General features: G+C 52.6%; 24 protein-coding genes. 11 read left to right on the top strand and 13 right to left on the bottom strand.

The features are described 5' to 3' along the window. Positions 1-173: 173 nt before the first annotated feature. Both HV229_RS09025 and HV229_RS09030 read left to right on the top strand, forming a co-directional pair. On the top strand, positions 174-497 hold the full coding sequence (locus HV229_RS09025) for a heavy metal-binding domain-containing protein (RefSeq protein ID WP_001160725.1): 324 nt from the start codon (positions 174-176) through the stop codon (positions 495-497). Continuing rightward, entirely contained in the window at positions 494-1324 is an 831-nt protein-coding gene (locus HV229_RS09030) for an N-acetylmuramoyl-L-alanine amidase (protein WP_181547314.1), read from the top strand. Before HV229_RS09025 ends, HV229_RS09030 begins: the two co-directional genes overlap by 4 nt. On the opposite strand, the gene HV229_RS09035 is transcribed toward HV229_RS09030, so the two are convergent. From HV229_RS09035 to poxB, 4 genes are all read right to left on the bottom strand, one after another. Beyond that, the gene (locus HV229_RS09035; protein WP_016153664.1) at positions 1321-2334 is read right to left on the bottom strand and encodes an NAD(P)-dependent oxidoreductase; all 1014 of its coding nucleotides are present in this window, start codon (positions 2332-2334) and stop codon (positions 1321-1323) included. The two genes, HV229_RS09030 and HV229_RS09035, sit on opposite strands and share 4 nt — an antisense overlap. A gap of 94 nt (positions 2335-2428) precedes the next feature. Continuing rightward, positions 2429-3862: an SDR family oxidoreductase gene (locus HV229_RS09040; RefSeq protein ID WP_181547316.1), complete on the bottom strand. Its 1434-nt coding sequence runs from the start codon at positions 3860-3862 to the stop codon at positions 2429-2431. A 10-nt stretch (positions 3863-3872) separates the two neighbouring features. After that, complete coding sequence (ltaE, locus tag HV229_RS09045) at positions 3873-4874, bottom strand: low-specificity L-threonine aldolase (protein ID WP_016153662.1); 1002 nt, start codon at positions 4872-4874, stop codon at positions 3873-3875. Between the two features lie 36 nt (positions 4875-4910). Then, complete coding sequence (gene poxB / locus HV229_RS09050) at positions 4911-6629, bottom strand: ubiquinone-dependent pyruvate dehydrogenase (RefSeq protein ID WP_016156946.1); 1719 nt, start codon at positions 6627-6629, stop codon at positions 4911-4913. Between the two features lie 152 nt (positions 6630-6781). On the opposite strand from poxB, the gene HV229_RS09055 reads away from it, so the two are divergent. Beyond that, positions 6782-7216, top strand: a complete 435-nt coding sequence (locus tag HV229_RS09055) for a DoxX family protein (protein ID WP_169329972.1) — start codon at positions 6782-6784, stop codon at positions 7214-7216. 72 nt (positions 7217-7288) lie between these two features. Here HV229_RS09055 and HV229_RS09060 read toward each other — a convergent pair whose 3' ends face one another. The 5 genes from HV229_RS09060 to aqpZ form a co-directional block, all read right to left on the bottom strand. Next, positions 7289-8905 carry an FAD-NAD(P)-binding protein gene (locus tag HV229_RS09060; protein ID WP_181547318.1) on the bottom strand — a complete coding sequence of 539 codons (1617 nt, stop codon included), beginning with the start codon at positions 8903-8905 and terminating at the stop codon, positions 7289-7291. A gap of 201 nt (positions 8906-9106) precedes the next feature. Next, positions 9107-10075 carry an NADH oxidoreductase gene (gene hcr / locus HV229_RS09065; RefSeq protein ID WP_181547320.1) on the bottom strand — a complete coding sequence of 323 codons (969 nt, stop codon included), beginning with the start codon at positions 10073-10075 and terminating at the stop codon, positions 9107-9109. 10 nt (positions 10076-10085) lie between these two features. Continuing rightward, positions 10086-11738 carry a hydroxylamine reductase gene (gene hcp / locus HV229_RS09070; RefSeq protein ID WP_016153657.1) on the bottom strand — a complete coding sequence of 551 codons (1653 nt, stop codon included), beginning with the start codon at positions 11736-11738 and terminating at the stop codon, positions 10086-10088. A gap of 155 nt (positions 11739-11893) precedes the next feature. After that, complete coding sequence (locus HV229_RS09075) at positions 11894-12793, bottom strand: lysine exporter LysO family protein (RefSeq protein ID WP_181547322.1); 900 nt, start codon at positions 12791-12793, stop codon at positions 11894-11896. 142 nt (positions 12794-12935) lie between these two features. Beyond that, a complete protein-coding gene (gene aqpZ, locus HV229_RS09080; RefSeq protein ID WP_003840208.1) occupies positions 12936-13631 on the bottom strand; it encodes an aquaporin Z in 696 nt (231 codons plus the stop codon). 372 nt (positions 13632-14003) lie between these two features. Between aqpZ and HV229_RS09085 the strand changes: the two genes are divergently transcribed. Then, on the top strand, positions 14004-15662 hold the full coding sequence (locus HV229_RS09085) for an ATP-dependent endonuclease (protein ID WP_016153655.1): 1659 nt from the start codon (positions 14004-14006) through the stop codon (positions 15660-15662). Here the strand turns inward: HV229_RS09085 and HV229_RS09090 are convergent. Further along, positions 15659-16606, bottom strand: a complete 948-nt coding sequence (locus tag HV229_RS09090) for a VirK/YbjX family protein (RefSeq protein WP_181547324.1) — start codon at positions 16604-16606, stop codon at positions 15659-15661. The two genes, HV229_RS09085 and HV229_RS09090, sit on opposite strands and share 4 nt — an antisense overlap. Positions 16607-16766: 160 nt before the next feature. Here HV229_RS09090 and macA point away from each other — a divergent pair, with 160 nt between their 5' ends. Beyond that, on the top strand, positions 16767-17882 hold the full coding sequence (gene macA / locus HV229_RS09095; RefSeq protein ID WP_016156938.1) for a macrolide transporter subunit MacA: 1116 nt from the start codon (positions 16767-16769) through the stop codon (positions 17880-17882). Further along, positions 17879-19825 carry a macrolide ABC transporter ATP-binding protein/permease MacB gene (gene macB, locus HV229_RS09100; RefSeq protein WP_181547326.1) on the top strand — a complete coding sequence of 649 codons (1947 nt, stop codon included), beginning with the start codon at positions 17879-17881 and terminating at the stop codon, positions 19823-19825. The genes macA and macB overlap by 4 nt, the downstream gene beginning before the upstream one ends. A 74-nt stretch (positions 19826-19899) precedes the next feature. Here macB and cspD read toward each other — a convergent pair whose 3' ends face one another. Continuing rightward, positions 19900-20124 (bottom strand): cold shock-like protein CspD, encoded by a 225-nt coding sequence (gene cspD, locus HV229_RS09105; protein WP_003036813.1) that lies wholly within the window; start codon positions 20122-20124, stop codon positions 19900-19902. 323 nt (positions 20125-20447) lie between these two features. On the opposite strand from cspD, the gene clpS reads away from it, so the two are divergent. Continuing rightward, positions 20448-20768, top strand: coding sequence for an ATP-dependent Clp protease adapter ClpS (gene clpS / locus HV229_RS09110; protein ID WP_003036810.1), 321 nt, complete (start codon positions 20448-20450; stop codon positions 20766-20768). Positions 20769-20798: 30 nt separating this feature from the next. Next, the gene (gene clpA / locus HV229_RS09115; RefSeq protein WP_016153651.1) at positions 20799-23075 is read left to right on the top strand and encodes an ATP-dependent Clp protease ATP-binding subunit ClpA; all 2277 of its coding nucleotides are present in this window, start codon (positions 20799-20801) and stop codon (positions 23073-23075) included. Positions 23076-23267: 192 nt separating this feature from the next. Here the strand turns inward: clpA and HV229_RS09120 are convergent, their stop codons facing one another. Together HV229_RS09120 and HV229_RS09125 are read right to left on the bottom strand one after the other, a co-directional pair. After that, entirely contained in the window at positions 23268-24275 is a 1008-nt protein-coding gene (locus HV229_RS09120) for a tyrosine-type recombinase/integrase (RefSeq protein WP_181547328.1), read from the bottom strand. A gap of 96 nt (positions 24276-24371) precedes the next feature. Beyond that, on the bottom strand, positions 24372-24671 hold the full coding sequence (locus HV229_RS09125; RefSeq protein ID WP_048234962.1) for a helix-turn-helix transcriptional regulator: 300 nt from the start codon (positions 24669-24671) through the stop codon (positions 24372-24374). Positions 24672-24793: 122 nt separating this feature from the next. Here HV229_RS09125 and HV229_RS09130 point away from each other — a divergent pair, with 122 nt between their 5' ends. From HV229_RS09130 to HV229_RS09140, 3 genes are read left to right on the top strand one after another with little or no spacing between them, the layout of a single operon-like run. Beyond that, positions 24794-25069 (top strand): regulatory phage cox family protein, encoded by a 276-nt coding sequence (locus tag HV229_RS09130; RefSeq protein ID WP_071684349.1) that lies wholly within the window; start codon positions 24794-24796, stop codon positions 25067-25069. Positions 25070-25082: 13 nt separating this feature from the next. After that, on the top strand, positions 25083-25253 hold the full coding sequence (locus HV229_RS09135) for a hypothetical protein (RefSeq protein WP_170976156.1): 171 nt from the start codon (positions 25083-25085) through the stop codon (positions 25251-25253). Continuing rightward, positions 25250-25750 carry a hypothetical protein gene (locus tag HV229_RS09140; RefSeq protein ID WP_049042493.1) on the top strand — a complete coding sequence of 167 codons (501 nt, stop codon included), beginning with the start codon at positions 25250-25252 and terminating at the stop codon, positions 25748-25750. Before HV229_RS09135 ends, HV229_RS09140 begins: the two co-directional genes overlap by 4 nt. Positions 25751-25755: the final 5 nt, after the last annotated feature.

A 25755-nucleotide genomic window follows, 5' to 3' on the forward strand; every position in this document is an offset into this window, starting at 1 on the left:
GCTACGTGCGTTCACCCCAGTCACATAGTTATCTATGCTCCTGGGGATTCACTCTCTTGCCGCCTTCCTGCAACTCGAATTATTTTGTGTAAAGAATATATCCTTTCAATGATAGTGGATCGGTTCGATAATGCTTTTGAGATCGTGCTCTTAGCGCAAAAAGGAGATTAACCATGCAGTTTTCGACTACCCCTACGCTGGAAGGGCAGAGCATCGTGGAATACTGCGGTGTTGTGACTGGCGAAGCCATTTTAGGCGCGAATATCTTCCGCGATTTCTTCGCCGGCATTCGCGATATCGTCGGCGGTCGCTCCGGCGCGTATGAAAAAGAGCTGCGTAAAGCGCGTGAAATTGCTTTTCAGGAGCTTGGTGAACAGGCAAAAGCGCTCGGTGCTGATGCGGTAGTCGGTATCGATATCGATTACGAAACCGTAGGCAAAGACGGTAGCATGCTGATGGTGAGCGTCAGCGGCACCGCGGTGAAAACTCGCCGATGAAGCGTCTGCTGTCTCTGCTGGCATTAACGCTGCTGCTGGTAGGATGTGCTGGCGAAAAAGGGATTGTCGACAAAGACGGGTATCAGTTAGATACCCGTCGTCAGGCGCAGGCTGCTTACCCGCGCATTAAAGTGCTGGTTATCCATTACACAGCCGATGATTTCGACTCTTCTCTGGCTACGCTGACCGATAAAAACGTCAGCTCGCACTATCTGATCCCGGCAGTGCCGCCGCTCTACCACGGCAAACCGCGTATCTGGCAACTGGTAGCGGAAAAAGATCTGGCCTGGCATGCGGGGATTAGCTTCTGGCGCGGCGCTACGCGAATTAACGATACCTCGATCGGCATTGAGCTGGAAAACCGCGGCTGGCAAAAATCGGCGGGCAGCAAGTATTTTGCGCCGTTTGAACCCGCGCAAATTCAGGCGTTAATCCCCTTGGCGAAAGATATTATTGCCCGTTATGACATAAAACCACAGAACGTGGTGGCACATGCGGATGTCGCACCGCAGCGCAAGGACGATCCAGGTCCGCTGTTTCCATGGGAAGAACTGGCTGCGCAAGGAATTGGCGCGTGGCCGGATGCTCAGCGAGTGGTGTTTTATCTTGCCGGGCGAGCGCCCGATGCACCGGTAGAAACCTCATCATTGCTCGATCTGCTGTCGCGCTATGGTTATGAGGTAAAACCTGAAATGACGCCGCGTGAACAGCGGCGGGTGATTATGGCCTTCCAGATGCACTTCCGCCCGACGTTGTGGAACGGCGTGGCGGATGCAGAAACTCAGGCGATTGCCGAAGCGTTACTGGAGAAATACGGGCAGGGTTAACGCGGCAGCTTGCCGTGGTCACGCAGCCAGGCCGCGGTACGCTCAATCCCTTCATCCAGCGTCACAACGGGCTGATAACCTAATTCTTCCTGAGCGCGGGTGGTATCCAGCGTAAAGTCAAAATTCAGCTTCGAGACGCCGTAATGCGTAAGCTTTGGCTCTTTCGCGGATTTATTGCCTAACCGCTCCATGCTGCGGGCAATCATGTCCAGCATCGGGTAGGGTACGGAGCGGATACGACAATCAATATTTAGCTCGTCGATGAGTTTCTGCACAATACTGCGCAGGGTGCGATGCTCGCCGTTGGTAATGTTGTACGCACGACCCGACGGCAGATTATCGCAGGCTTGCTGACTTGCCAGCCACATCGCGTGCACCGCATTCTCGTAGTAGGTCATATCCACCAGCGCACTTCCGCCGTGCGGCAACAGAATGCTGCCGTAGTGGTACATCATATGGGCCAGGCGTGGGATAAAGACTTTATCGTGTGGTCCGAACAAGCTTTGCGGACGCAATACCGTAAAACGGGTCTGCGGGTTGGCCTGTGTCAGCAACGCAATCACATCTTCGCCAGCCGCTTTACTGCGGGCGAATTCATTGGCGAAGCGTTGGGGGCGGAAGTCCTCTTTGATATCGCGATGGTGGTGATAATCAAAATAGAGCGACGGTGATGAGATATGAATGAAGTTACGAACGCCCCAGGCCACGGCCCACTCGCCCAGACGGCGGGTTGCGCGAACGTTGGCCAGATCGAAAGCTTCCTGAGTTCCCCATGGTGAGGTAAAACTGGAGCAGTGCCACAGCGTATCGATACCGGCGAGCATCACTTTTGCCTGCGAAGAGACCAGCTCGGTCAAATCGGCATGCACAAACTCTGCGCCCATTTTCTCCAGCAGCTTGCCCATCGCTTCGTTGCGACCGGTAGCTCTGACGCTGACGCCTTTGCTGCATAAAAACTCAACCGCGTTTCGGCCTAAGCCGCTGGTGGCTCCGGTAACCAGTACCTTCATATCAATCCACTGTGTTTAAAAAACGTCGTGCGCATTCTTCCGTGAATTTCGTCTGTATGCAATGGGAAACATGAAAGAATACAGGCTCTTTTTATCATGAGTCTGTGATTTGTTCTGCAAGTTTAGCAATACGCTTCGCCATCCCTCTGAAAATGAACAGATGCGCTGGGATCATCAGCAGCCAATAGAAGAGGCCTGGCATGCCGTGCGGATGCCACCAGGCGCGGACATCAATGCGTCGGTGGTCGCCTTTATCTTCCAGCGTGAAGCTCAGACGACCCAATCCTGGCGCTTTCATCCCAAACAGCAGCGTCAGCTGTTTTTCTGGCTCAACGATGATAACTTTCCAGCTATCAACGGTATCGCCAACCTGCAACAGAGAGTGTTGCGGTCTGCCTTTCGCCAGCTTATGGCCGACCAGCAGGTCCAACGCCGCGCGCGTTTTCCATAAAATATTGCCAAAGAAATAGCCTTCTTTGCCGCCGAGGCGATTCACCACCTGCCACAGCGCCTGCCGACTGGCGGAGGTTTCAACGCTAAAGCCAGCTTGTTTAGCGAAATAGCCATATTCGGGGCGCCAGCGGGCAAATGCCTGCGCGTCGTAACCCCAGTCGCTGGAATTAACCAGCTTCTCTTCTTCTTTCAACGTGCTGCGCACCGCGTCATCAAAGGCAATCAGCTTTTGCGGGATCAGCGTGCGTAATTCGGTGTCATCGGCCAGCAGGTCGTGTTTTAACCCCTGTATCAGCGCTTTGGCCGTGGTCGGCGGCACTGACGTTATGACGTTCAAAAACCAGACCGAAATCCAGCGGGTAGGAAAGGGGACAGGGATGAGCAGGCGATGTTTACCGCTGACCGCCATAAAATGCTCGAACTGCTCCTGATAGCTCAATACCTGCGGCCCGGCGGCTTCGAGCACGCGGTGTTGGCGTGTAGGATGGTCCAACAACGCCACCAGGTAGTACATTAAATTCTCCAGCGCGATAGGCGTGGTACGCGAGCGCACCCAGCGCGGAGGGGTGAGTACCGGCAGGTTGTAGACCATGTCGCGCATCACTTCAAAGGCGGCAGAACCTGCCCCTACGATAATACCAGCGCGCAATTCGGTCATCGGCACGCCTGATTCGCGCAGGGTGTCCGCGGTTATCTGTCGCGCACGCAGATGATCGGATTGTTCATGCCGGGGAGCCTGTAATGAGCTCAGGAAAATAAGCTGTTTGACTGGCGTATCACGTAGCGCATCGCGCACGTTCATTGCTACCTGGCGCTCATGGGCGATAAAATCACCGCCTTCTCCCATGCCATGGACCAGGTAAAAGACCGTATCAACGCCGGTCAGCAGCGGCGTTAGGTTATCTGGCCAATTCAAATCGACCTTATGGCAACTGACGTTGGCCAACTGCTGCTTTTCCAGCCGCTCGATGCGGCGTGCCGCAGCCAGCACCTGATGCCCTTGCTGACTGAGCGCCTGTACCAGATGCTGACCAATGTAGCCACTGGCGCCAAGAACCAAAATCCGTTGCGGCACGCCCATCTCCTTAGCGGGTTAAAAAAGCGCGCCAGTGGGCGACGACTTCAGCAAGCTGTTCACGCGATACGTCCAGATGCATCACCAGACGCACAATCGGCGAGGCGTTAATCAGCACGCCTTGCGCTTTCATGTACTCGCCCAGTGCCGCAGCGTGTTCTTCGCCAACGCGGACAAACAGCATGTTGGTGTCGTGGCGCATGACGTCCGCTCCGGCTTCGCGCAGTTGTTCCGCCATCCAGGCGGCGTTGTCATGGTCTTCTTGTAAGCGCGACACGTTATTTTTCAGCGCATACAGTCCGGCCGCCGCCAGAATACCGGCCTGACGCATTCCGCCGCCGGTCATTTTACGCCAGCGAATGGCGCGCTTGATGTACTCGTGGCTGCCGACCAGCAGTGAGCCTACCGGCGTTCCTAAACCTTTGGAGAGACAAATGGTGAACGAATCGCAGTATTGCGTGACATCTTTTAACTCACAGCCATAGGCGACGATGGCGTTAAAAATACGCGCGCCGTCGACATGCAGCGCAAGATTGCGCTCACGGGTAAATTCCCAGGCCTCTTTCAGATACTCGCGTGGTAGCACTTTGCCGTTGTGGGTGTTTTCCAGGCTGAGCAGACGCGTGCGGGCAAAATGGATATCGTCCGCTTTGATTTTTGCCGCCACTTTGTCCAGCGGCAAAGAGCCATCCGGCATGGCGTCGATAGGTTGCGGTTGAATGCTGCCGAGCACCGCTGCGCCACCCGCTTCGTAGAGATAGTTATGCGCGCCCTGACCGGCGATATACTCTTCCCCGCGCTGACAATGGCTGAGGAGAGCCACCAGGTTCGCCTGAGTGCCTGTGGGTAAGAAAATTGCGGCTTCTTTGCCAGCAAGCTCGGCTGCGTATTGCTGGAGGGCATTAACGGTAGGGTCATCACCGTAGACGTCGTCCCCGACCGGGGCGGCCATCATCTCTTCGAGCATGGCGCGACTTGGTCGGGTGACGGTATCACTGCGTAAATCAATCACGGGCATTCCTTTTTAAGTGAGGTAATGCCCTCTGTTTTACCTGAGCCAGTTAGTTTTCGCCAGTTCGATCACTTCATCACCGCGCCCGCTGATGATTGCGCGCAGCATATACAGGCTAAAACCTTTAGCTTGTTCGAGTTTGATCTGCGGCGGGATCGCCAGTTCTTCTTTCGCGACGACCACATCGACCAGCACCGGACCGTCAATCGACATCGCCCTTTGCAGCGCTTCATCAACCTCTGAGGATTTCTCCACGCGAATGCCCGTGATGCCGCAAGCCTCGGCAATCCGAGCGAAATTTGTATCGTGCAGTTCGGTGCCGTCGGTCAGATAACCGCCAGCTTTCATCTCCATCGCCACAAACCCCAACACGCTGTTGTTGAAGACAATAATCTTCACCGGCAGCTTCATTTGCACAACCGACAGAAAGTCGCCCATCAGCATGCTAAAACCGCCGTCACCGCACATTGCGACAACCTGGCGTCCCGGTTCGGTCGCTTGCGCGCCGAGCGCCTGGGGCATGGCATTGGCCATCGACCCGTGGTTAAACGAACCGATCAGACGGCGTTTACCGTTCATTTTCAGATAACGTGCTGCCCACACCGTTGGCGTGCCAACGTCGCAGGTGAAGATGGCGTCGTCAGCGGCAAAGTGGCTGATCTGCTGCGCCAGATACTGCGGATGAATGGCTTTATCGCTGGGTTTGGCTAAATCATCCAGCCCTTTACGCGCCTCACGATAGTGTTCCAGCGCTTTATCCAGGAACTGCCGATCGGTTTTTTCTTCCACCAGCGGCAGCAGGGTGCGGAGTGTGGATTTAATATCGCCTACCAGCGCCATATCAACTTTACTGTGCGCGCCAATGCTTGCCGGATTGATATCGATCTGAATAATCTTGGCGTCGGTGGGGTAGAACGGGCGATAGGGGAACTGGGTACCGAGCAGGATCAGCGTGTCGGCATTCATCATGGTATGGAAGCCGGATGAAAAGCCGATCAGCCCGGTCATGCCCACGTCGTAAGGGTTGTCGTACTCCACATGCTCTTTACCACGCAGGGCGTGCACAATCGGCGCTTTTATTTTAGCAGCAAACTCAACCAGTTCTTTATGCGCACCGGCGCAGCCGCTGCCGCACATCAGGGCGATATTGCTGGAGTAGCGTAGCAGTTGCGCTAGTTTTCTGAGCTCTTCTTCTTCCGGAGTGACCACCGGGAGCGGCGCATGATACCAGTGAGTGCTGGCGCTTTCTGGTGCTGGCTTCAGCGCAACGTCGCCGGGTAATACCACCACGGAGACGCCGCGGTTGAGCACCGCTTTACGCATGGCAATTGCCAGCACCTGTGGGATCTGTTCAGGGCTGGAAACCAGCTCGCAATAGTGGCTACATTCGCGAAACAACTCTTGCGGGTGGGTCTCCTGAAAATAACCGCTGCCTATCTCACTGGATGGAATGTGTGCAGCAATTGCCAGCACCGGGACGTGGTTGCGGTGGCAATCAAACAGGCCGTTAATCAGGTGCAGGTTGCCTGGCCCACACGAGCCTGCGCAGACGGCCAGTTCTCCCGTCAACTGCGCTTCAGCTCCCGCGGCGAAGGCCGCAACCTCTTCATGACGTGTTGGCATCCAGTCAATCGTTCCCATACGATTCAGACTGTCACTAAGGCCATTTAGCGAGTCACCCGTCACACCCCAAATGCGTTTAACGCCAGCTTGTTCGAGTGTTTTAGCAATAAAAGCGGCAACCGTTTGTTTCATGGTTTTCCTTCTCCTTTAATGTGATACCGGTTACAAGTTTAGATGAAGATAATAGTTATGCTTATCATTACCTCTTATTTCCGGCAGGTTTCATTTAGCCTGTATTAAGCGTAGTTTGTTATTGGACATGGTGAAACAAGGAATAAATTCAAATGGTTATAAAACTATTAAATACAGTTAACCGGGTACTGACTCATGAAGATTTTGGCAAGTTTTTGTTACGTATTGCCGTGGGGGGATTAATGCTGTTTCATGGGCTGCATAAACTGTTCGCGGGTATTGATGGCATCAGTGGCATGCTGATAGCGAAAGGTTTCCCTGGCTTTATTGCGTATGGCGTTCTGCTGGGAGAGGTTGTGGCACCGTGTATGATTATTCTTGGGATCCTGACGCGTCCGGCGGCGTTGGGGCTGGCGTTTACGATGGTGGTGGCCTGGCTGATGGTCGGGATGGGTGAAACCTGGTCACTGGATAAAACCGGCGCATGGGCAATTGAAAGTCTGGTGTATTTCTTCATCGGCGCTCTGGCCGTGGCATTTTTGGGTGCGGGGCGTTTCTCCGTTGCCGGAAACTCGGCCTGGCGATAGTTTGCCATCCGAGAATCAAGACAGAGGCGGGGACGCGATAACCTATCTCCGCCTCGCCATTAAGTCTGGCCGCTAATCCATGTCGTCACTGCTCCACAGTTTGTGCCGACGTCTCAGTGCACGTTGCGTCAATGCCTTTGCCATCGCGGCACCTATTTCAGCGCTAACCACCAGCCCCTGAATAAAGGGACGGTCGTGCATCAACCACGGCAGTCCGCCAAAGGCGATGCGGTTGCGGGCGTTTTCCGGCGCTTGCAGCGTGTAATCTTCGCCGATATCCGGGATCTCATCGCCACAGGTCAGCAGTTGATCGCGTAGCGTTGGGAACGGAATATCTTTGCTCTGCAATGCCCGTTGTCCTCGGGCGTCAATAAATACATCAAATTCACTGCGCTGACCGTGGTGGTAAATGACCGTCATTTCCTGCTCATTTGTACGCTCATAATCCTTGCCGAGTGCGAGGATCTCAATCAGCCCGGCATCGTGCAGAGCCAGCAATCGGCGGATAGATTCAGACGGGATTGCCGCATAGTTATCAATAAAGACGCGCGCCAGTCCGTGCCTGAAACGTTTTTCGTCGCGAGCATCAAGATGAGGAACGATCTCTTCAATAACCTCGTGTAGGCGCAATAAGGTATAGCGCCAGGCGACGGTATGTTGTTCCTGCTTGTTGCGTTCAACCTCCACCAGGTTACGCCTCGCCCAGTCAAAAGGGTCATGCTTGAGCCTGTCGGCAAAATAGACCTCGGGGAATGTGTCGGCGTTAAGCGTTGCAAGTGCAACCTGTTGGCACCACCCTGGGGCCGCGTCTTGCAGTTGTTGCACAATAAGCCGGAAGATGCGGTCCAGTAATCCGTTTTGGCCCTCGGCAATGGCGTCTTCAATCGCTTCTTGCGTCGCGATATTCAGCGGTTCATAGGGAAGAGGGCAGTAAAAATCCGCTTCAGGCAGCACACCGCTGCGCGACATCAGGGTCAGCTTCAGGTTTTGGCTGTCGGGGTTACGCGTGAACTGCAGTGAACGGTCGGTATTGGTGGTGAAGTTACCATGCTGACTGACCACGGCCATCGCCGCGTCGATAGCGCTTAGCGAGGTGCCCAGAATACCCACCCTGCAAGCGCTAATCTGCGCCTCCATCAGGCCGGTCCACGGACTGGGGAAAAACTTGCGTGCCTGAGCATCAGTTTCTGGCCACAGATGACCGCTGGCGATAGCGGCGAAATCCACTTCGACGGGCTGTGACGCGTGATTGATCCACAGGGAGACCCCTGTCGGGTTTGCTTGCAGGTCGGTGACTTTACTTGATTCATATACGCGAATTGTGAACCCGGATCTTTGCGCTTTATCGACGATGGCTAAAAAACGATCGCGATAATAGTCGCCGAGGATCACGCGGGGCAAAAATTGCCGCTCATGCAACGATGTACGTTCAAGCCGAAACTGCGCCAGGTATTCATCGCTTTGATTCTGTAGCCACGTCAGATAACTGATATAAATCGGCGGGATCTCAATGCTGGCTATATTGGCCAGCATGTGGTCTGCGTTGTTGTCGCTGTTATAAGGCATGCCTACGCCAGCTTCCTCAGCTTGCTCATAAAGCTGTATCTCCAGCGGTTCACCGCGCTCAACGAGGGCATGAAACGTATAAATTCCGGTGGGACCTACGCCGACGATGGCCACTTTTTTCATGGGGATCCTTTGTAGAAAGTTCGACGTGGTAGTCGGGGTTTTGCTTAACCTGTGCCAGGTAAGTGTGGTCGATAATTCGCGAGAGGAAGACGGTATTTTGCCTGGGAGGGGGAAAAAATAGGAATTTTGCAGCGTCTGACAGCATAAAAAAAGGCCACCCGATATAACCGGGTAGCCTTTTGTACATCAGATATCGGCCAATTACGCCAGCACTAAATCACCCTGCGGATGACAGGAGCAAGCCAGCACATAACCTTCAGCAATTTCTGCGTCGGTCAGCGTCATGGTGCTGCTGACCGTGTAGTTACCGTCAACCACTTTGGTTTTGCAGCAGCCGCAAACGCCCGCACGGCATGCGGCGACAACCGGCACTTTATTGCTTTCCAGCGCTTCCAGCAGCGTACTGCCTACCGGCGCATAAAACTCTTTTGCCGGCTGCAGTTTGGTGAACTTCAGACCGCTGGTGGCGGCTTCAGCTACCGGGGTGAAGAACTGCTCTTTAAAGAAGCGTGTCACGCCCAGCGCGTTGACTTCTTTCTCGACCAGATCCATATACGGCGCCGGGCCGCAGGTCATCACGGTGCGAGAAGCCAGGTCCGGTACGCTTTGCAGCAGTTCGGTGGTCAGTCGGCCGGAAACAAAACCGTCAGTGGCATTGTTTTCAGCAACTAAGGTCACCGGATACTCGCGCCATTCGTCGGCAAAAATGACATCTTGCGGTGAACGGACGTTAAAGATCACCTGCACATCTGCCTGTGGGCGGTATTTTGCCAACCAGCGACGCATTGACATGATTGGCGTGACGCCACAGCCAGCGGCTAGCATCAGGAATCTGTCTTCCGCTTTATCATCACAGGTGAATTCACCCATTGCATCGGACAGCCAGATATAGTCGCCGCGCTTCACGTCGCGGGTTAACCACTGTGAGCCTGCGCCATCGTCAATGCGGCGGATGGTCAGCGTGATATATTCGCTAACGCCCGGCGTTGAAGAAAGGGTGTAAGCACGCAGCGTGTCCGCTGAATTACGTACGCTGACCAGTGCATACTGCCCGGCGCGGTACGGATAATAGTCGTGGCACAGCAACGAAATTGTCCATACATCCGGCGTTTCCTGATGGATGTGATGAACCTGCATCCGCCATGGGCACTGATGAGTTGGCATTGTCATTCTTTACTCCTTACGCGCTCAGCAGTTGCTTCATATCTTCTTCAACGGTGGTCACGGAACGCAGACCGAACTTCTCGTTGAGAACTGCCAGCAGGTCCGGCGTGAAGAAGCCAGGCGCAGTCGGGCCAGTGACGATGTTTTTCACACCCAGAGACAGCAGGGTCAGCAGAATGACAATCGCTTTCTGTTCGAACCAGGAGAGCACCAGAGACAGCGGCAGATCGTTCACGCCACAGCCCAGTTTCTCAGCCAGGGTTACCGCCAGGATGATGGCAGAGTATGCATCGTTACACTGTCCTGCATCGACCAGACGCGGCAGACCTTCGATATCGCCGAACTCCAGTTTGTTGAAACGGTATTTACCGCACGCCAGGGTCAGGATCAGGCAGTCGTCCGGCACGCTGGTTGCGAAGTCGGTGAAGTAGTTACGTTCGCCACGCGCGCCATCACAACCGCCAACCAGGAAGATGTGACGCAGTTTTTCGCGGCTTACCAGGTCGATCAGGGTATCAGCAGCGCCCAGCAGAGTCTGACGACCGAAACCAACGGTGATCAGGTGCGGAATTTCGCTGTACGGGAAGCCCGCCATCTGCTGAGCCTGAGCGATTACCGGAGCGAAGTTGTCGCCTTCGAGGTGGCTTACACCCGGCCAACCGACGATGCTACGAGTCCAGATACGGTCATCGTAGGCGCCAACGGTTGGGTCGATGATGCAGTTAGAGGTCATTACGATTGGGCCCGGGAAGCGGGCAAATTCAACCTGCTGATTCTGCCAGCCGCTGCCGTAGTTACCGATCAGGTGTTTGAACTTACGCAGTTCCGGGTAGCCGTGCGCCGGCAGCATTTCACCGTGGGTATAGACGTTAACGCCGGTACCTTCGGTCTGCTCCAGCAGGTTGTACAGATCTTTCAGGTCGTGACCGGAGATCAGGATGCACTTACCTTCGGTTGCTTTGACGTTGACCTGAGTTGGCGTCGGGTGGCCGTATTTAGTGGTTTCGCCAGCATCCAGAATGCTCATCACTTTGAAGTTCATCTGGCCGATTTCCATTGAGCACTCCAGCAGAGCGTTCATATCGGAAGGCCAGGTTCCCAGCCATGCCATGATTTTGTGGTACTGAGCGTAGATGTCGTTGTCGTACTGACCGAGAACGTGCGCGTGCTCCATATAAGCTGCCGCACCTTTCAGGCCGTACAGGCACAGCAGACGCAGGCCGAGAATGTTCTCGCCGATGGCTGCTTTGTCTTTGTTCGGGGTAAATTCAGCGGCCTGACGTTGCAGGTCGCCCAGATCGTCGCTGACCAGTTGCAGATCGGCCATCGGGTTAGCGACCGCTGCATTCGCGTCGATGTTCAGGCATTGCGCTTTCAGGGCGTCGCGCATGGCGATAGCTTCACGGGCATAGCCAACAATACGCGGAGAATCGAAGTTAACGTTGGTCAGCGTGGAGAAGAATGCACGCGGCGCAAAGTTATCAACCTCATGGTCGATGATGCCGTATTCACGTGCCTTAACAGCCCATGCAGACAGACCTTGTAGGGAAGCAATCAGCAGATCCTGCAAATCGGAGGTTTCAGCCGTTTTACCGCACATACCCTGCGCGTAAGAGCAGCCGTTTCCTGCCGGAGTACGGATGGTTTGTTCACATTGCACACAAAACATGGTCACACCTTTTAAAGTTATATTTAATATACATGTTTAAGGTTATGCCTGTGCGCGAAGGGATAAAAGGGATTTCTGCTACAACTTGCAGGGAGATTGATTTAGCGCAATTTTAGCGGTAGATGACTACCGCCAGAGAGGTATTTGGCCTGGCGTCAGGCGGAGAAAAACGCCATCAGCAAAGGCACTAACAGACTCAGAATAAAGCCGTGGACGATGGCTGCCGGAACCATCTCCAGACCGCCGCTGCGTTGTAGCACCGGTAAGGTGAAATCCATTGATGTCGCGCCACATAGCCCCAGCGCGGTTGAGCGGCTGCGGCTCACCATTCCAGGAATCAACATAATGGCAATCAGCTCGCGGGCCAGGTCATTAAAGAAGGCGGCGCTACCAATCACTGGCCCGAAGGATTCGGTTAACAGAATACCGGACAGGGAATACCAGCCAAAACCTGATGCCATCGCCAGCGCGGTTTTCAGCGGCAGGCCGAGGATCAACGCATTGATAACCCCCGCCAGCATCGAACTGGCGACGACGACCACCGCAACAATCATCCCCCGGCGATTCAGCACAATTTGCTTTAAGGTCATACCGCTGTTGCGCAGTTGAATCCCGACCAGGAACAGTAAAAAGATTAACGTATATTCGCTGGCTTCGGTGGCGTGTTGCAGAATAGGAAGACCGGTGAGGCCGAGCAGAAAACCCACGACGACGACGCCACAAAGCTGGAGCGACTCAAGCGCCATCGCAATTCGCGAGGGTAGCTTTTCTTGCTTGTGGTTATGTCGCCAGGGAAGCGAACGCTCCAGCCAGAACAGCGCCGCGATATTACACAGCAAAATGACCGTCACGCTGACCGCAGAATAATGAAGAATGGCTAACAGGTTGCTGGCGAGATTATCCAGAAACGCCAGGCTGATACCCATAAAAAAGAGAATAAGGTAGACGATCCAGCTCAACAGGCGATTGATGAGTTTTAATGCAGCCCTGTGCCGAAGCGGAATAAGGTAGCCCACAATAAGGGGAACCAGAATGATTAACAGCCCTGAAAACATGAAAACCAGATCCTTGCTGAGAGTAAGACGAAATGCGCCAGCACACACTACTCAATGCAAAGAAGGGAGTAAAGTTGCAAATAAAAGGAAATATAGCGGGGAAAAAAAGACCTGACTTGCGCCAGGCCTTTTTTGTTATCGATTAATCGCGTTTTTCCAGCAGAGTGCGGTAAATAAGACCGCCGAGGACCCCACCGATAATCGGCATAACCCAGAAGAACCACAATTGCTGTAATGCCCAGCCGCCCTGGAAGATGGCTACGGCGGTACTACGTGCCGGGTTAACGGAGGTGTTGGTAACCGGAATACTGATCAAGTGGATCAGGGTTAACGCCAGACCAATCGCAATAGGTGCAAAACCCGCCGGAGCATGTTTATCGGTCGCACCGTGGATCACTAATAAGAAACCAGCGGTCAAAATAATTTCAATTACGACGGCAGACAGCATTGAATAGCCGCCAGGTGAATGTTCACCAAAGCCGTTCGAGGCAAAACCACTGGCAGTTGCGTCAAAACCAGCTTTACCGCTGGCAATAAGATACAGTGCCGCTGCTGCAACAATACCGCCCACAACCTGAGCGATAACATAACCAATAACGTCTTTTGCCGGGAAGCGACCGCCCGCCCATAAACCGAAGGTCACCGCCGGGTTAAAGTGTCCGCCGGAAATATGACCTACGGCGAATGCCATGGTTAATACGGTCAAACCAAACGCCAGCGCGACACCGGCAAATCCAATACCCAACTCCGGGAATGCTGCGGCCAGAACTGCGCTACCGCACCCACCAAAGACGAGCCAAAACGTACCGAAGAATTCGGCTGCTAATTTCCTGAACATAACCACCTCAATTAAAAGTTCCGGGTTCGTGTTCCTTACCCGGTAATTCATCGCTAAAAGGGACGATGATGAAAGAGCCGGTATTTTAGAAAAAAACATCATCCCTTCGCCAGTTAAATTGATGAAAAAATTTGATTTAAGGCAATATGTTGTGATTCCTTTTTGAATATTGGATGAATGAAGCATAGTTCAATTAGCAAAACGGCGATGATTGAGTTCTGAAATAATATTCCGGGGAAAACATAAGAAGAATATTCTTATATTTTTTGATTTCTGCGACTAACCTCCTGATCATATCGGGTGTCCTGAGCGCCCGCTTGCCGTTATACTCCTGATAACTTGAAGGAAAAAGTTAGCATTTCCGGAGGCTATATGATTCTCGAACGCGTTGAGATTGTTGGATTTCGTGGTATTAACCGTCTGTCGTTGATGCTGGAGCAAAGCAACGTGCTGATTGGGGAGAACGCGTGGGGTAAGTCCAGTCTGCTGGATGCTTTAACCCTGTTGCTGTCGCCGGAAACTGATTTGTACCACTTTGACCGCGAAGATTTCTGGTTCCCGCCGGGTGATATACAAGGCCGGGAACATCATCTGCATATCATCCTGACGTTTCGTGAGTCTCAACCAGGTCGCCACCGCGTGCGCAGGTATCGTCCTCTGGAAGCCAGCTGGACGCTGTGTCAGGATGGCTATCACCGCATTTTCTATCGGCTGGAAGGTGAATGTGCGGACGACGGTAGCGTTCTGACGTTACGCAGTTTTCTGGATGGCGAGGGCCATCAGCTTCCCCTCGACGACATTAACGATCAGGCGCGGCACCTCGTGCGTTTGATGCCAGTACTGCGCCTGCGCGACGCGCGTTTTATGCGACGGATCCGTAACGGTACGGTGCCGGATTCGGCGGATGTCGAAGTGACCGCGCGGCAACTGGATTTTCTGGCACGTGAACTGGCTACCCGACCGCAAAACCTGACAGATGGGCAGATACGTCAGGGGTTATCGGCCATGGTACAGCTATTGGAACACTATTTTTCTGAGCAGGGTTCCAGTCAGTCCCGCTATCGTCTGATGCGTCGACGTTCCAATAACGAACAACGTAGCTGGCGCTATCTGGATATTATCAACCGTATGATTGATAGACCGGGCGGACGCACGCACCGCGTGATCTTGTTGGGATTGTTTTCGACGCTGTTACAGGCCAAAGGTACGCTGAGGCTGGATAAAGACGCCCGGCCGTTACTGTTGGTAGAAGATCCTGAAACGCGTTTACATCCGATTATGCTGTCGGTTGCCTGGCACCTGCTGAATTTGCTTCCACTGCAACGGGTGGCGACCACCAACTCAGGTGAGTTACTGTCCCTCACCCCCGTGGAACACGTTGTCCGCCTGGTGCGTGAGTCTTCCCGCGTCGCCGCCTGGCGGCTTGGGCCAGGTGGGATCAGCGCAGAAGATGGTCGGCGTATTGCCTTTCATATTCGTTTTAACCGTGCATCGTCGTTGTTTGCCCGCTGTTGGCTGCTGGTGGAAGGCGAAACGGAAACCTGGGTCATTAACGAACTGGCCCGCCAGTGTGGGCACCACTTTGATGCGGAAGGTATCAAAGTCATTGAATTTGCCCAGTCCGGCCTTAAGCCGCTGGTTAAGTTCGCCCGCCGGATGGGTATCGAGTGGCATGTGCTGGTTGATGGTGATGAAGCCGGGAAAAAGTATGCCGCTACGGTGCGGAGTTTGTTGAATAACGACAGAGAAGAAGAGCGCGATCATTTAACCATGCTTCCCGCGCTGGACATGGAACACTTTATGTATCGCCAGGGGTTCGCTGACGTTTTTCACAGGGTGGCGCAAATCCCCGAAAACGTGCCCATGAATATGCGCAAAATTATCTCGAAGGCGATTCACCGGTCGTCAAAACCAGATTTAGCCATTGAGGTGGCGATGGAGGCCGGGCGGCGCGGCGTTGACGCGGTGCCAACGCTGCTGCGAAAAATGTTTTCCCGCGTGCTGTGGTTGGCACGCGGCAGAGCGGATTAGTTGCGAAACATCGACGACAGCTGCGAGTGGATGCTGTCCAGTAACTGGTAGCGACGGCGGTATTCCGCGCGTTTTTTGCTGGCAATGTCCGCTTCGCTTTTTCGCGCCATTGTGCGTGGGATATGGTAATAGCCGTGACTGTCGCACTCACCGCCAACCGACTCCCAAAATGCGTTGTAGTCGGAAAGTATCACCTTATTTTTATCGTGGTAACGCGGGCTGCGAAAGATATGCTGTTCATTGCTGACCGCCATGACCTTTTCGATATTCAACTGTTCTGCTAAACGGCAAATGGCTTCCATAATTATACGTTTTGGGAAAATACCGTGGCAGGACTTCGTCGCTTTTTGTATTGCTTCATGTGGAAGTTGCGAATTGCCCTGTACGCCGCCAATGAATAATGTACTTTTCCCATTATATTCGCAGAACGTAAACGTCATTTTGGTCAGCACGTCCCCGTCGCCATTTTGCACCTGAATGGTACTTTCTCCCTCTTTATCCAGTACCGGGAACATCATCATGGTTACGGTAAATATATCGCCATCTTTGCCTTCAATTTGCGCCAGCTGTAAACCGTCATTGGTTAATAAGGCGTTAAACTCTGCGGGTAAGAATGCGTGGCGGATAACATGGTAATGAAAACGCACCGAGTCTAAACGCATTTTACGAGTGAAATTTGCCGCGAGGTAAGGACGGTGCATACGCACCGGCAGCCGGGGTTGGCGGGAGAGCAGGCTTTCAAGGTCCGGCCATTGGGCGAGTTCACTCATCCATTCCTGAGTCAGACGGGGTATCAACAGTGAGCGCCAGATAAACTTACGACGAAAGCTCCGTTTATCCCAGCAATGTGCGGGTCGTATATGACCGCTGCTCAGGCCGTAAAAAAGGCCAAAGCTGGTAATGGGTTTAGTGGAAAGAAAAGTGCTTTCAGTTAGTTGACTCATAATTTAAATCCGATTGATACTCTGGTACTAATTTCAACACAGCGGATCTTAACCATTCATCAATAACTCTGTTATTCTTGCGTTTTTCAACGGCTATTTATTTAACGTTGATGTTTACCACTCCACTCTGGTGGACGTATTGGGGGAAATTGGGACATTTATGAAGCTCAAGGGAAAAATCAAAAAGCGCTATTTTCTCTTCGCCATCATCATTATTGTGGCGATAATTGCACTTTGGCGAACGCTTAATGCGCCTTTACCTCAGTATCAAACGTTAATTGTTCGTCCGGGCGATCTGCAGCAAAGCGTACTGGCAACCGGCAAACTGGATGCGTTGCGTAAAGTTGACGTCGGGGCGCAGGTAAGCGGGCAATTAAAAACGCTGTCGGTCGCGATTGGCGACAAAGTAAAAAAAGATCAACTGCTTGGCGTTATCGATCCTGAACAAGCGCAAAACCAGATTAAAGAGGTTGAAGCGACGCTGATGGAATTACGCGCTCAGCGTTTACAGGCTGAAGCAGAGTGGAAGCTGGCGCGGGTAACGCTTTCCCGTCAGCAACAGCTGGCGAAAACCCAGGCTGTCTCGCAGCAGGATCTCGACACGGCGGCTACTCAGATGGCAGTCAAACAGGCGCAAATCGGCACAATTGATGCGCAAATTAAGCGTAATCAGGCCTCTCTCGATACGGCAAAAACCAACCTTGATTACACCCGCATCGTTGCGCCAATGGCAGGCGAAGTCACGCAAATTACTACCCTTCAGGGGCAAACCGTTATTGCTGCCCAGCAGGCGCCTAACATTCTGACATTGGCAGATATGAGCACCATGCTGGTGAAAGCGCAGGTTTCCGAGGCGGATGTGATTCACCTGCATCCCGGGCAAAAGGCCTGGTTTACCGTACTGGGCGATCCTCAGACGCGCTACGAAGGTAAGCTCAAAGATGTTCTTCCGACGCCAGAGAAAGTGAATGATGCAATTTTCTACTATGCTCGCTTCGAAGTTCCCAACCCGAAAGGGATCCTGCGTCTGGATATGACCGCGCAGGTCCATATCCAGCTCACGGATGTGAAAAATGTCCTGACGATCCCGCTGTCGGCGCTGGGCGATCCTATTGGCAACAATCGTTATAACGTCAGGCTGCTGCGTAACGGCGAAACCCGTGAACGCGAAGTGGTTATCGGCGCGCGTAATGACACCGATGTGGAGATCGTTAAAGGGCTGGAAGAGGGGGATGAAGTCATCACCGGTGAGGGCAACGCTGGAGCGCCAAAATGACGGCATTGCTTGAACTGAGCAATATCCGCCGCAGCTATCCGTCAGGCGAAGGTCAGGTCGAGGTATTGAAGGACGTATCCTTGAGCATTCAGGCCGGGGAAATGGTAGCGATTGTCGGGGCGTCTGGCTCGGGTAAATCGACGCTGATGAATATTCTCGGCTGTCTGGACAAACCCACCAGCGGTACGTATCGGGTTGCCGGGCGCGATGTCTCCACGCTGGATAGCGATGCGTTAGCCCAGCTGCGTCGCGAACATTTCGGTTTTATCTTCCAGCGTTATCATTTGTTGTCGCATTTAACCGCCGCGCAAAACGTTGAGGTGCCTGCAGTCTACGCTGGCACCGAACGTAAGCAGCGCCTGGCCCGTGCGCAAGAACTCCTGCAGCGACTGGGTCTGGGCGACAGAGTTGACTATCAGCCTTCCCAGCTTTCCGGTGGTCAGCAGCAGCGGGTCAGTATTGCGCGTGCGCTGATGAACGGGGGACAGGTTATCCTCGCCGACGAACCCACCGGCGCGCTGGACAGCCATTCAGGCGAAGAGGTGATGGCGATTTTGCATCAGTTGCGCGATCGCGGGCATACGGTGATTATCGTCACTCACGACAGCCAGGTCGCCGCACAGGCCGAACGCGTCATTGAAATTCGTGACGGCGAGATTGTGCGCAATCCGCCGTCGCACAAACCCTCTACCGGGCGCGATATCGCGGAGCCGACGGTGAAAACGGCGTCCGGCTGGGGGCAGTTTGTCAGCGGTTTTCGCGAAGCGCTCACTATGGCCTGGCTGGCAATGGCTGCGAATAAAATGCGAACGCTACTGACCATGCTTGGGATCATCATCGGTATTGCTTCGGTGGTGTCGATTGTGGTGGTAGGCGATGCGGCTAAACAGCTGGTACTGGCAGATATTCGCGCTATTGGCACCAATACCATCGATATCTATCCTGGCAAAGATTTCGGCGACGACGACCCACAATATCAACAGGCGCTGAAGTATGACGATTTAACGGCGTTACAGAAGCAGCCCTGGGTCAGTTCGGTGACGCCTGCGGTGTCGAAAAACCTGCGGCTACGCTATGGCAATATCGACGTGGCAGCCAGTGCTAATGGCGTTAGCGGCGACTATTTCAACGTCTATGGCATGACGTTTAGCGAAGGGAGCACTTTTAACGCTGAACAACTGGCGGGTCGCGCTCAGGTGGTGGTGCTCGACAGCAATACCCGTCGTCAATTGTTCCCCAACAAAGCGAAAGTTGTCGGCGAAGTCGTGCTGGTGGGGAATATGCCTGCCACGGTAATTGGTGTTGCAGAAGAGAAACAGTCGATGTTTGGCAGTAGCAAGATCCTACGGGTCTGGCTGCCTTACAGCACCATGTCCGGGCGAATTATGGGGCAGTCGTGGCTGAACTCGATCACCGTGCGGGTGAAAGACGGTTTTGATAGTGCCCAGGCCGAGCAGCAGCTCACCCGACTACTGACGTTACGCCACGGTAAGAAGGATTTCTTTACCTGGAATATGGACGGTGTCTTGAAAACCGCCGAAAAGACCACACGTACATTACAACTCTTCCTGACGCTGGTGGCCGTGATTTCGCTGGTGGTCGGTGGAATTGGTGTGATGAATATTATGCTGGTTTCGGTAACCGAACGAACGCGCGAGATTGGCATTCGTATGGCGGTTGGCGCCCGCGCCAGTGACGTACTGCAGCAGTTCTTAATTGAAGCGGTGCTGGTGTGTCTGGTTGGCGGCGCGTTGGGCATTAGCTTGTCGATGCTGATCGCCTTTACGCTTCAGCTATTCCTGCCTGGCTGGGAAATAGGTTTCTCACCCGTAGCCTTATTGACGGCGTTTCTGTGTTCGACTGCGACCGGGATTTTGTTTGGCTGGCTACCGGCGCGAAATGCGGCGCGGCTGGATCCGGTAGATGCTCTGGCGCGGGAATAATACTATCGAGATAAAAATGCCAGCCGCAAAGGCTGGCATTTTGACTGCGGGATGTACACAATGAAACAGAAGAGCTATGCGACAGCTTCTGCTTCAATGACAGGCACGATGACACTGGCATGATTGCCTTTTGGCCCCTGGTGGACATCAAACTGGACAGACTGTCCGGCTTTTAGCGTTCTGTAACCATCCATCTGAATGGTGGAGTAATGGGCGAAAATATCTTCGCCGCCGCCTTCGGGGCAGATGAAACCAAACCCTTTGGCGTTGTTGAACCACTTAACAGTACCCGTTTCCATGCTTCGACATCCTTCGTAAATCTTATATAAGTAAGATGGAATGAACCGGTGGCGGAGTGGGGGCTGTTCAAAACCTCGCCAACTCTCGAAACTACAATTTAGAGAAATCAGGCGAGGCGTCAAGCGCCAGGCTGACGGAATAGGGTAAAAATGCATCAAAATTTGAAGCAGTTAACGCTATTGTCGGTTATGTGACAGATGTCGCGGATGGCACTAATAGATGATAGTTATCTAATACTTGAGGTAGATTGATTGTGCGCATAGGCTGCTTGTCAGCGGCAAGATTTTCTGCCGGAAACCGTAACTGAAGATGACGACTGACAATGGGTAAGACTAACGACTGGCTGGATTTCGATCTGCTGGCGGAAGATAAATTGCGCGACGCGCTAAAACCGCCATCTATGTATAAAGTGATATTAGTCAATGATGATTACACTCCGATGGAGTTTGTTATTGACGTGTTACAAAAATTCTTTTCTTATGATGTAGAACGTGCAACGCAACTGATGCTTGCCGTTCACTATCAAGGTAAAGCGATTTGCGGCGTATTCACTGCCGAAGTGGCTGAAACCAAAGTTGCGATGGTGAACAAGTATGCGAGGGAGAACGAGCATCCGTTGCTGTGTACGCTAGAAAAAGCCTAAATGCAGGCATAAATATTGGGGGAGGTGCCTATGCTCAATCAAGAACTGGAGCTCAGTTTAAACATGGCTTTCGCCAGAGCGCGCGAGCACCGACATGAGTTTATGACCGTCGAGCACTTGCTACTGGCATTGCTCAGTAACCCATCGGCCCGCGAAGCGCTGGAAGCGTGTTCTGTGGATCTGGTGGCGCTGCGTCAGGAACTCGAAGCCTTCATTGAACAAACCACACCCGTATTGCCTGCCAGTGAAGAAGAGCGCGACACGCAGCCCACGTTGAGTTTTCAGCGTGTGTTGCAACGCGCGGTCTTTCATGTTCAGTCCTCCGGGCGCAATGAAGTTACCGGTGCTAATGTGCTGGTCGCCATCTTCAGCGAGCAGGAATCTCAGGCGGCTTATCTGCTGCGTAAGCATGAAGTGAGCCGCCTTGATGTGGTGAATTTTATTTCTCATGGCACGCGCAAAGACGAACCAAGTCAGTCCTCTGACTCTGGTAATCAGCCGAATAACGAAGAGCAAGCTGGCGGGGAGGACCGTATGGAGAACTTCACGACTAACCTTAACCAGCTTGCCCGTGTGGGCGGAATTGATCCGCTCATTGGCCGGGACAAAGAGCTGGAACGCGCCATTCAGGTACTGTGCCGTCGTCGAAAAAACAACCCGCTGCTGGTGGGTGAGTCTGGCGTCGGTAAAACCGCTATTGCGGAAGGCCTCGCGTGGCGTATTGTCCAGGGCGACGTGCCGGAAGTGATGGCTGATTGTACCCTTTACTCTCTGGATATCGGCTCGCTGCTGGCGGGTACCAAATACCGTGGCGATTTTGAAAAACGCTTTAAGGCGCTGCTGAAACAACTGGAACAGGATACTAACAGCATTCTGTTTATCGATGAGATCCACACCATTATCGGCGCGGGTGCGGCATCGGGCGGCCAGGTGGATGCGGCTAACCTGATCAAACCGTTGCTCTCCAGCGGTAAAATCCGTGTAATAGGCTCCACAACCTATCAGGAATTCAGCAATATCTTTGAAAAGGACCGCGCGCTAGCACGCCGTTTCCAGAAAATCGATATCACTGAGCCGTCGGTAGAAGAGACCGTGCAGATCATCAACGGTCTGAAGCCGAAATACGAAGCGCACCATGATGTTCGCTACACCGCCAAAGCGGTGCGTGCAGCGGTCGAACTGGCGGTGAAATACATTAACGATCGTCATCTGCCGGACAAAGCGATTGACGTGATCGATGAGGCGGGCGCGCGGGCGCGTCTGATGCCGGTCAGCAAGCGCAAGAAAACCGTCAACGTGGCGGATATCGAGTCCGTCGTAGCCCGCATTGCGCGGATCCCGGAGAAGAGCGTTTCGCAGAGCGATCGCGATACGCTGAAAAACCTGGGCAACCGTCTGAAAATGCTGGTATTCGGACAGGATAAAGCCATTGAGGCGCTGACTGAAGCGATCAAAATGAGCCGTGCTGGTCTGGGACACGAGCATAAACCTGTCGGTTCGTTCCTGTTTGCCGGACCGACTGGTGTAGGTAAGACCGAAGTCACGGTGCAGTTGTCCAAAGCGCTGGGTATTGAGCTGCTGCGGTTTGATATGTCCGAGTATATGGAACGTCACACCGTCAGCCGCCTGATTGGTGCGCCTCCGGGATATGTCGGTTTCGACCAGGGCGGTTTGCTGACGGATGCTGTCATTAAGCATCCGCATGCGGTACTGCTGCTGGATGAAATCGAAAAAGCGCATCCGGACGTCTTTAACCTGCTGCTGCAGGTGATGGATAACGGTACGCTGACCGACAATAACGGGCGTAAAGCGGATTTCCGCAACGTGGTGCTGGTCATGACCACCAACGCCGGCGTGCGTGAAACCGAGCGTAAATCGATTGGGCTGATTCATCAGGACAACAGTACTGATGCGATGGGCGAAATCAAAAAAGTGTTTACGCCGGAATTCCGTAACCGTCTCGACAACATTATCTGGTTCGATCATCTCTCTACTGAGGTGATTCATCAGGTTGTTGATAAGTTTATCGTCGAACTTCAGGTTCAGTTGGATCAAAAAGGTGTCTCTCTGGAAGTGAGTCAGGAAGCCCGCGACTGGCTGGCTGAGAAGGGCTATGACCGCGCAATGGGCGCACGCCCGATGACGCGCGTTGTCCAGGATAACCTGAAAAAACCATTGGCTAACGAACTGCTGTTCGGCTCGCTTGTGGATGGCGGTCAGGTGACCGTTGCGCTGGATAAAGAGAAAAATGAGCTGACTTATGGTTTCCAGAGTGCGCAAAAGCACAAGCCAGAAGCAGCACATTAATATCTAATCACCTAATGAACCGGGCGTAATGCCCGGTTTTTTTTCGCCTGAAAGTCGTGATTTGAATAGGGGGGTAAACGGCAGGCAAAAAATAAGCCTGCGTAAGGGCGTTTTTCAGGGTAGGTAACATGGGCTTTCAGCGGTGCAATGCGGGTTCGCGCGGCACGCAAGACCACTGAAAGCCATAATAAACTACCCTACTGTGGACACAGTGTGGACACTCTGGGAGTCAACACCACCACGTAGCGGATTGAGTGAAACAGCATCCTGAAGATACTCCGGGGCAAAGTGCGCATAGACCATTGTCTGCTCTATCCGTGAATGTCCCAGTATTCTCTGCAAGGTGATGATACTCCCGCCGTTAATCATAAAGTGGGTAGCAAAACTGTGACGCAATGCGTGAGTTGCTTGCCCGTCCGGTAGATCTGGTTTTACATCTTTCATTGTTCGCCTGAACTTCGGGTATGAGGCATCAGGGAACAGATAACCCTTACCCGCAATCATTACAGCTACTTCCTCAGAGATAGGGACAGTACGCGGTTTGTTCGTCTTTGTTTTAACGAACGTAACCCGATTCTGTATTACGTTCTCAGCTTTCAGTTTCGCAGCTTCACCCCATCGAGCGCCGGTACTTAAACAGAGAATCGCGATTTTCTTGTTGTCCCCGTCAAGATTGGCAAGCAACAATGTTATTTCTTCCTGCGTCAGATAGCCGGTTTCTGGTTTCTGCTCCTTGAGCTTTTTCATCCCTCTGAAAGGATGTTCACCAAAGAACAACTCCGCATCAATTAGCGCAGTAAACATACCACTCATGCAGGTAAGGTCGCGGTTAATACTGGCCGGTTTTATGCCTTGCCCTCTGCGAGTCATGCTGTACTGGCTAATAAGCGCTTTGGTTATCTGGAACGCGCAAGGGTCATCAGTGAGCCGGGTAAAGATTTTAATCTTACCCAAATTGGATTTTCCGTGTTCTTCATGCTTGCCTTTTAGATCCCACCAGACTTTTGTTAATTCAGACAGATGCCGCTTATCTGTCGGTTTAGCCAGCCATTCTTTATCGTGATGGTTGTATTGAGTGTGTTTCTCAAAAGCTACAGCCTCACTTTTCTTGTCAAATTTCCTGCGGATGCGCTTTCCGTTGCGCCCTGCAGGTCTGATGTCCACTTCGTATCGACCATCATCGAGCTTTTTAATAGACATAAAGCCTCCCGATGATGTTACTGCTTACTTCAATTTCCTGATTTAAATAACAAATACTCTTCGTGCATTTACTACACAAATAAGCGCCGTAAATGGTTAGCCAGTTTTCTGGTCGGAGTGGGGAGATGTTGTTGTCTGCTGCCCAAAGTGCGCGAGAGCCGGTGCAATCTGCCCAGCTTCTGGTGATATTTGTTCAGTCATAAACCAAAGGGTGTATTTGCTGAAACGAGGATGTTGAAGAATTTTCATGGCGACGTCCGTCGGGGGGATCGTTCTACCGCTTTCATAATAGGTTAATGAGCTATAAGGAACTCCAGTAATTTCAGAGAATTGCTTTCTGTTTAGCCTCTCTGACTCACGTATGAGAGCCAGCTTTACACTGATTGCTGTTGACATGTTATCGAGATCCTCTAATAATCACGACATCTTCTACTATGTTTCAAGTTTTTCTAAGTTTCATTAAGGCACATTAGAGAACATTGAAACCCATTGGTTAGATCTAGATGAAAGGTTAACAGATGAGTAAACAAATTGTCAGTAGTAGTGATGCCGTCCCCTATCAAGAGTTTGCCAAGCTTATTGGTAAGACCCCTGCAGCAGTAAGAGGAATGATTGAAAAAGGGAAATTACCGGTAGTTGAAATGACAGATCCGCAATCGACATCAGGTCGGGCAGGAGAATACTGGGTTTACCTACCAGCTTGGAATAATGGGATGAGACTTGCCTATGAAAGTCGCCCGAAAGAAATTCGTGAAGGTTGGCTGATGTGGCTTGGTTTGGGTGGACGGGCATAAGGAGGGAGGTTTAATGAAAGAGCCTCGCTGTATCGCTCAATTACTGCGTAATGAAAGCCCGCGCCCTATGACGTTCAAGATTACTCATGGTAAGGGACGTAAAGGCATCATCATCCGCACTCGTAAGCCTGGCATTATTGAGACGCTTTTCCGTTTGGTCAGAAAAAGAGGGATATGGTTATGACCGTTATGACTCTTGATGTGATCCAGAAACAGCCAGCGGCACTTCGAGGGCTGGTTGGTAAGTACCTGGCTCAGCCACGTTGGCAAGACACCTGTGATTTTTACAATCAAATGATGGAGCGCGAACGACTGACAGTTTGTTTTCATGCTCAATTAAAACAGCGTCACTCTGTCATGCGCTTAGAAGAAATGGACGAAGCAGATCGCGAGCGCCTTGTCTGTGCGCTGGATGAACTGAGATTCGCATTTTGTCGGTTTCGTCAGCATGGCTCTGCTAGGGCGACTTTCATTAGCCGTCTTACTGTTAGCCAAAGGCGTTCTCTTTTTCGTCATGCGGGGCTCACAGATCAAGAATTCAGTATGCCGCACTGGCGATTGAACGAGGACGACTGCTATTGGCGGGACAAACTTTTCCGTGCCTTGCGAGAGCTGTTTAGCCTTTTTGAGTACGCACCGACCATTTTAACCTCGGTAAAACCTGAGCAGTATTTACATTAATTAAT

The sequence above is a fragment of the Citrobacter sp. RHBSTW-00524 genome (assembly GCF_013747755.1).
Classification (GTDB): Bacteria; Pseudomonadota; Gammaproteobacteria; order Enterobacterales; family Enterobacteriaceae; genus Citrobacter; species Citrobacter braakii.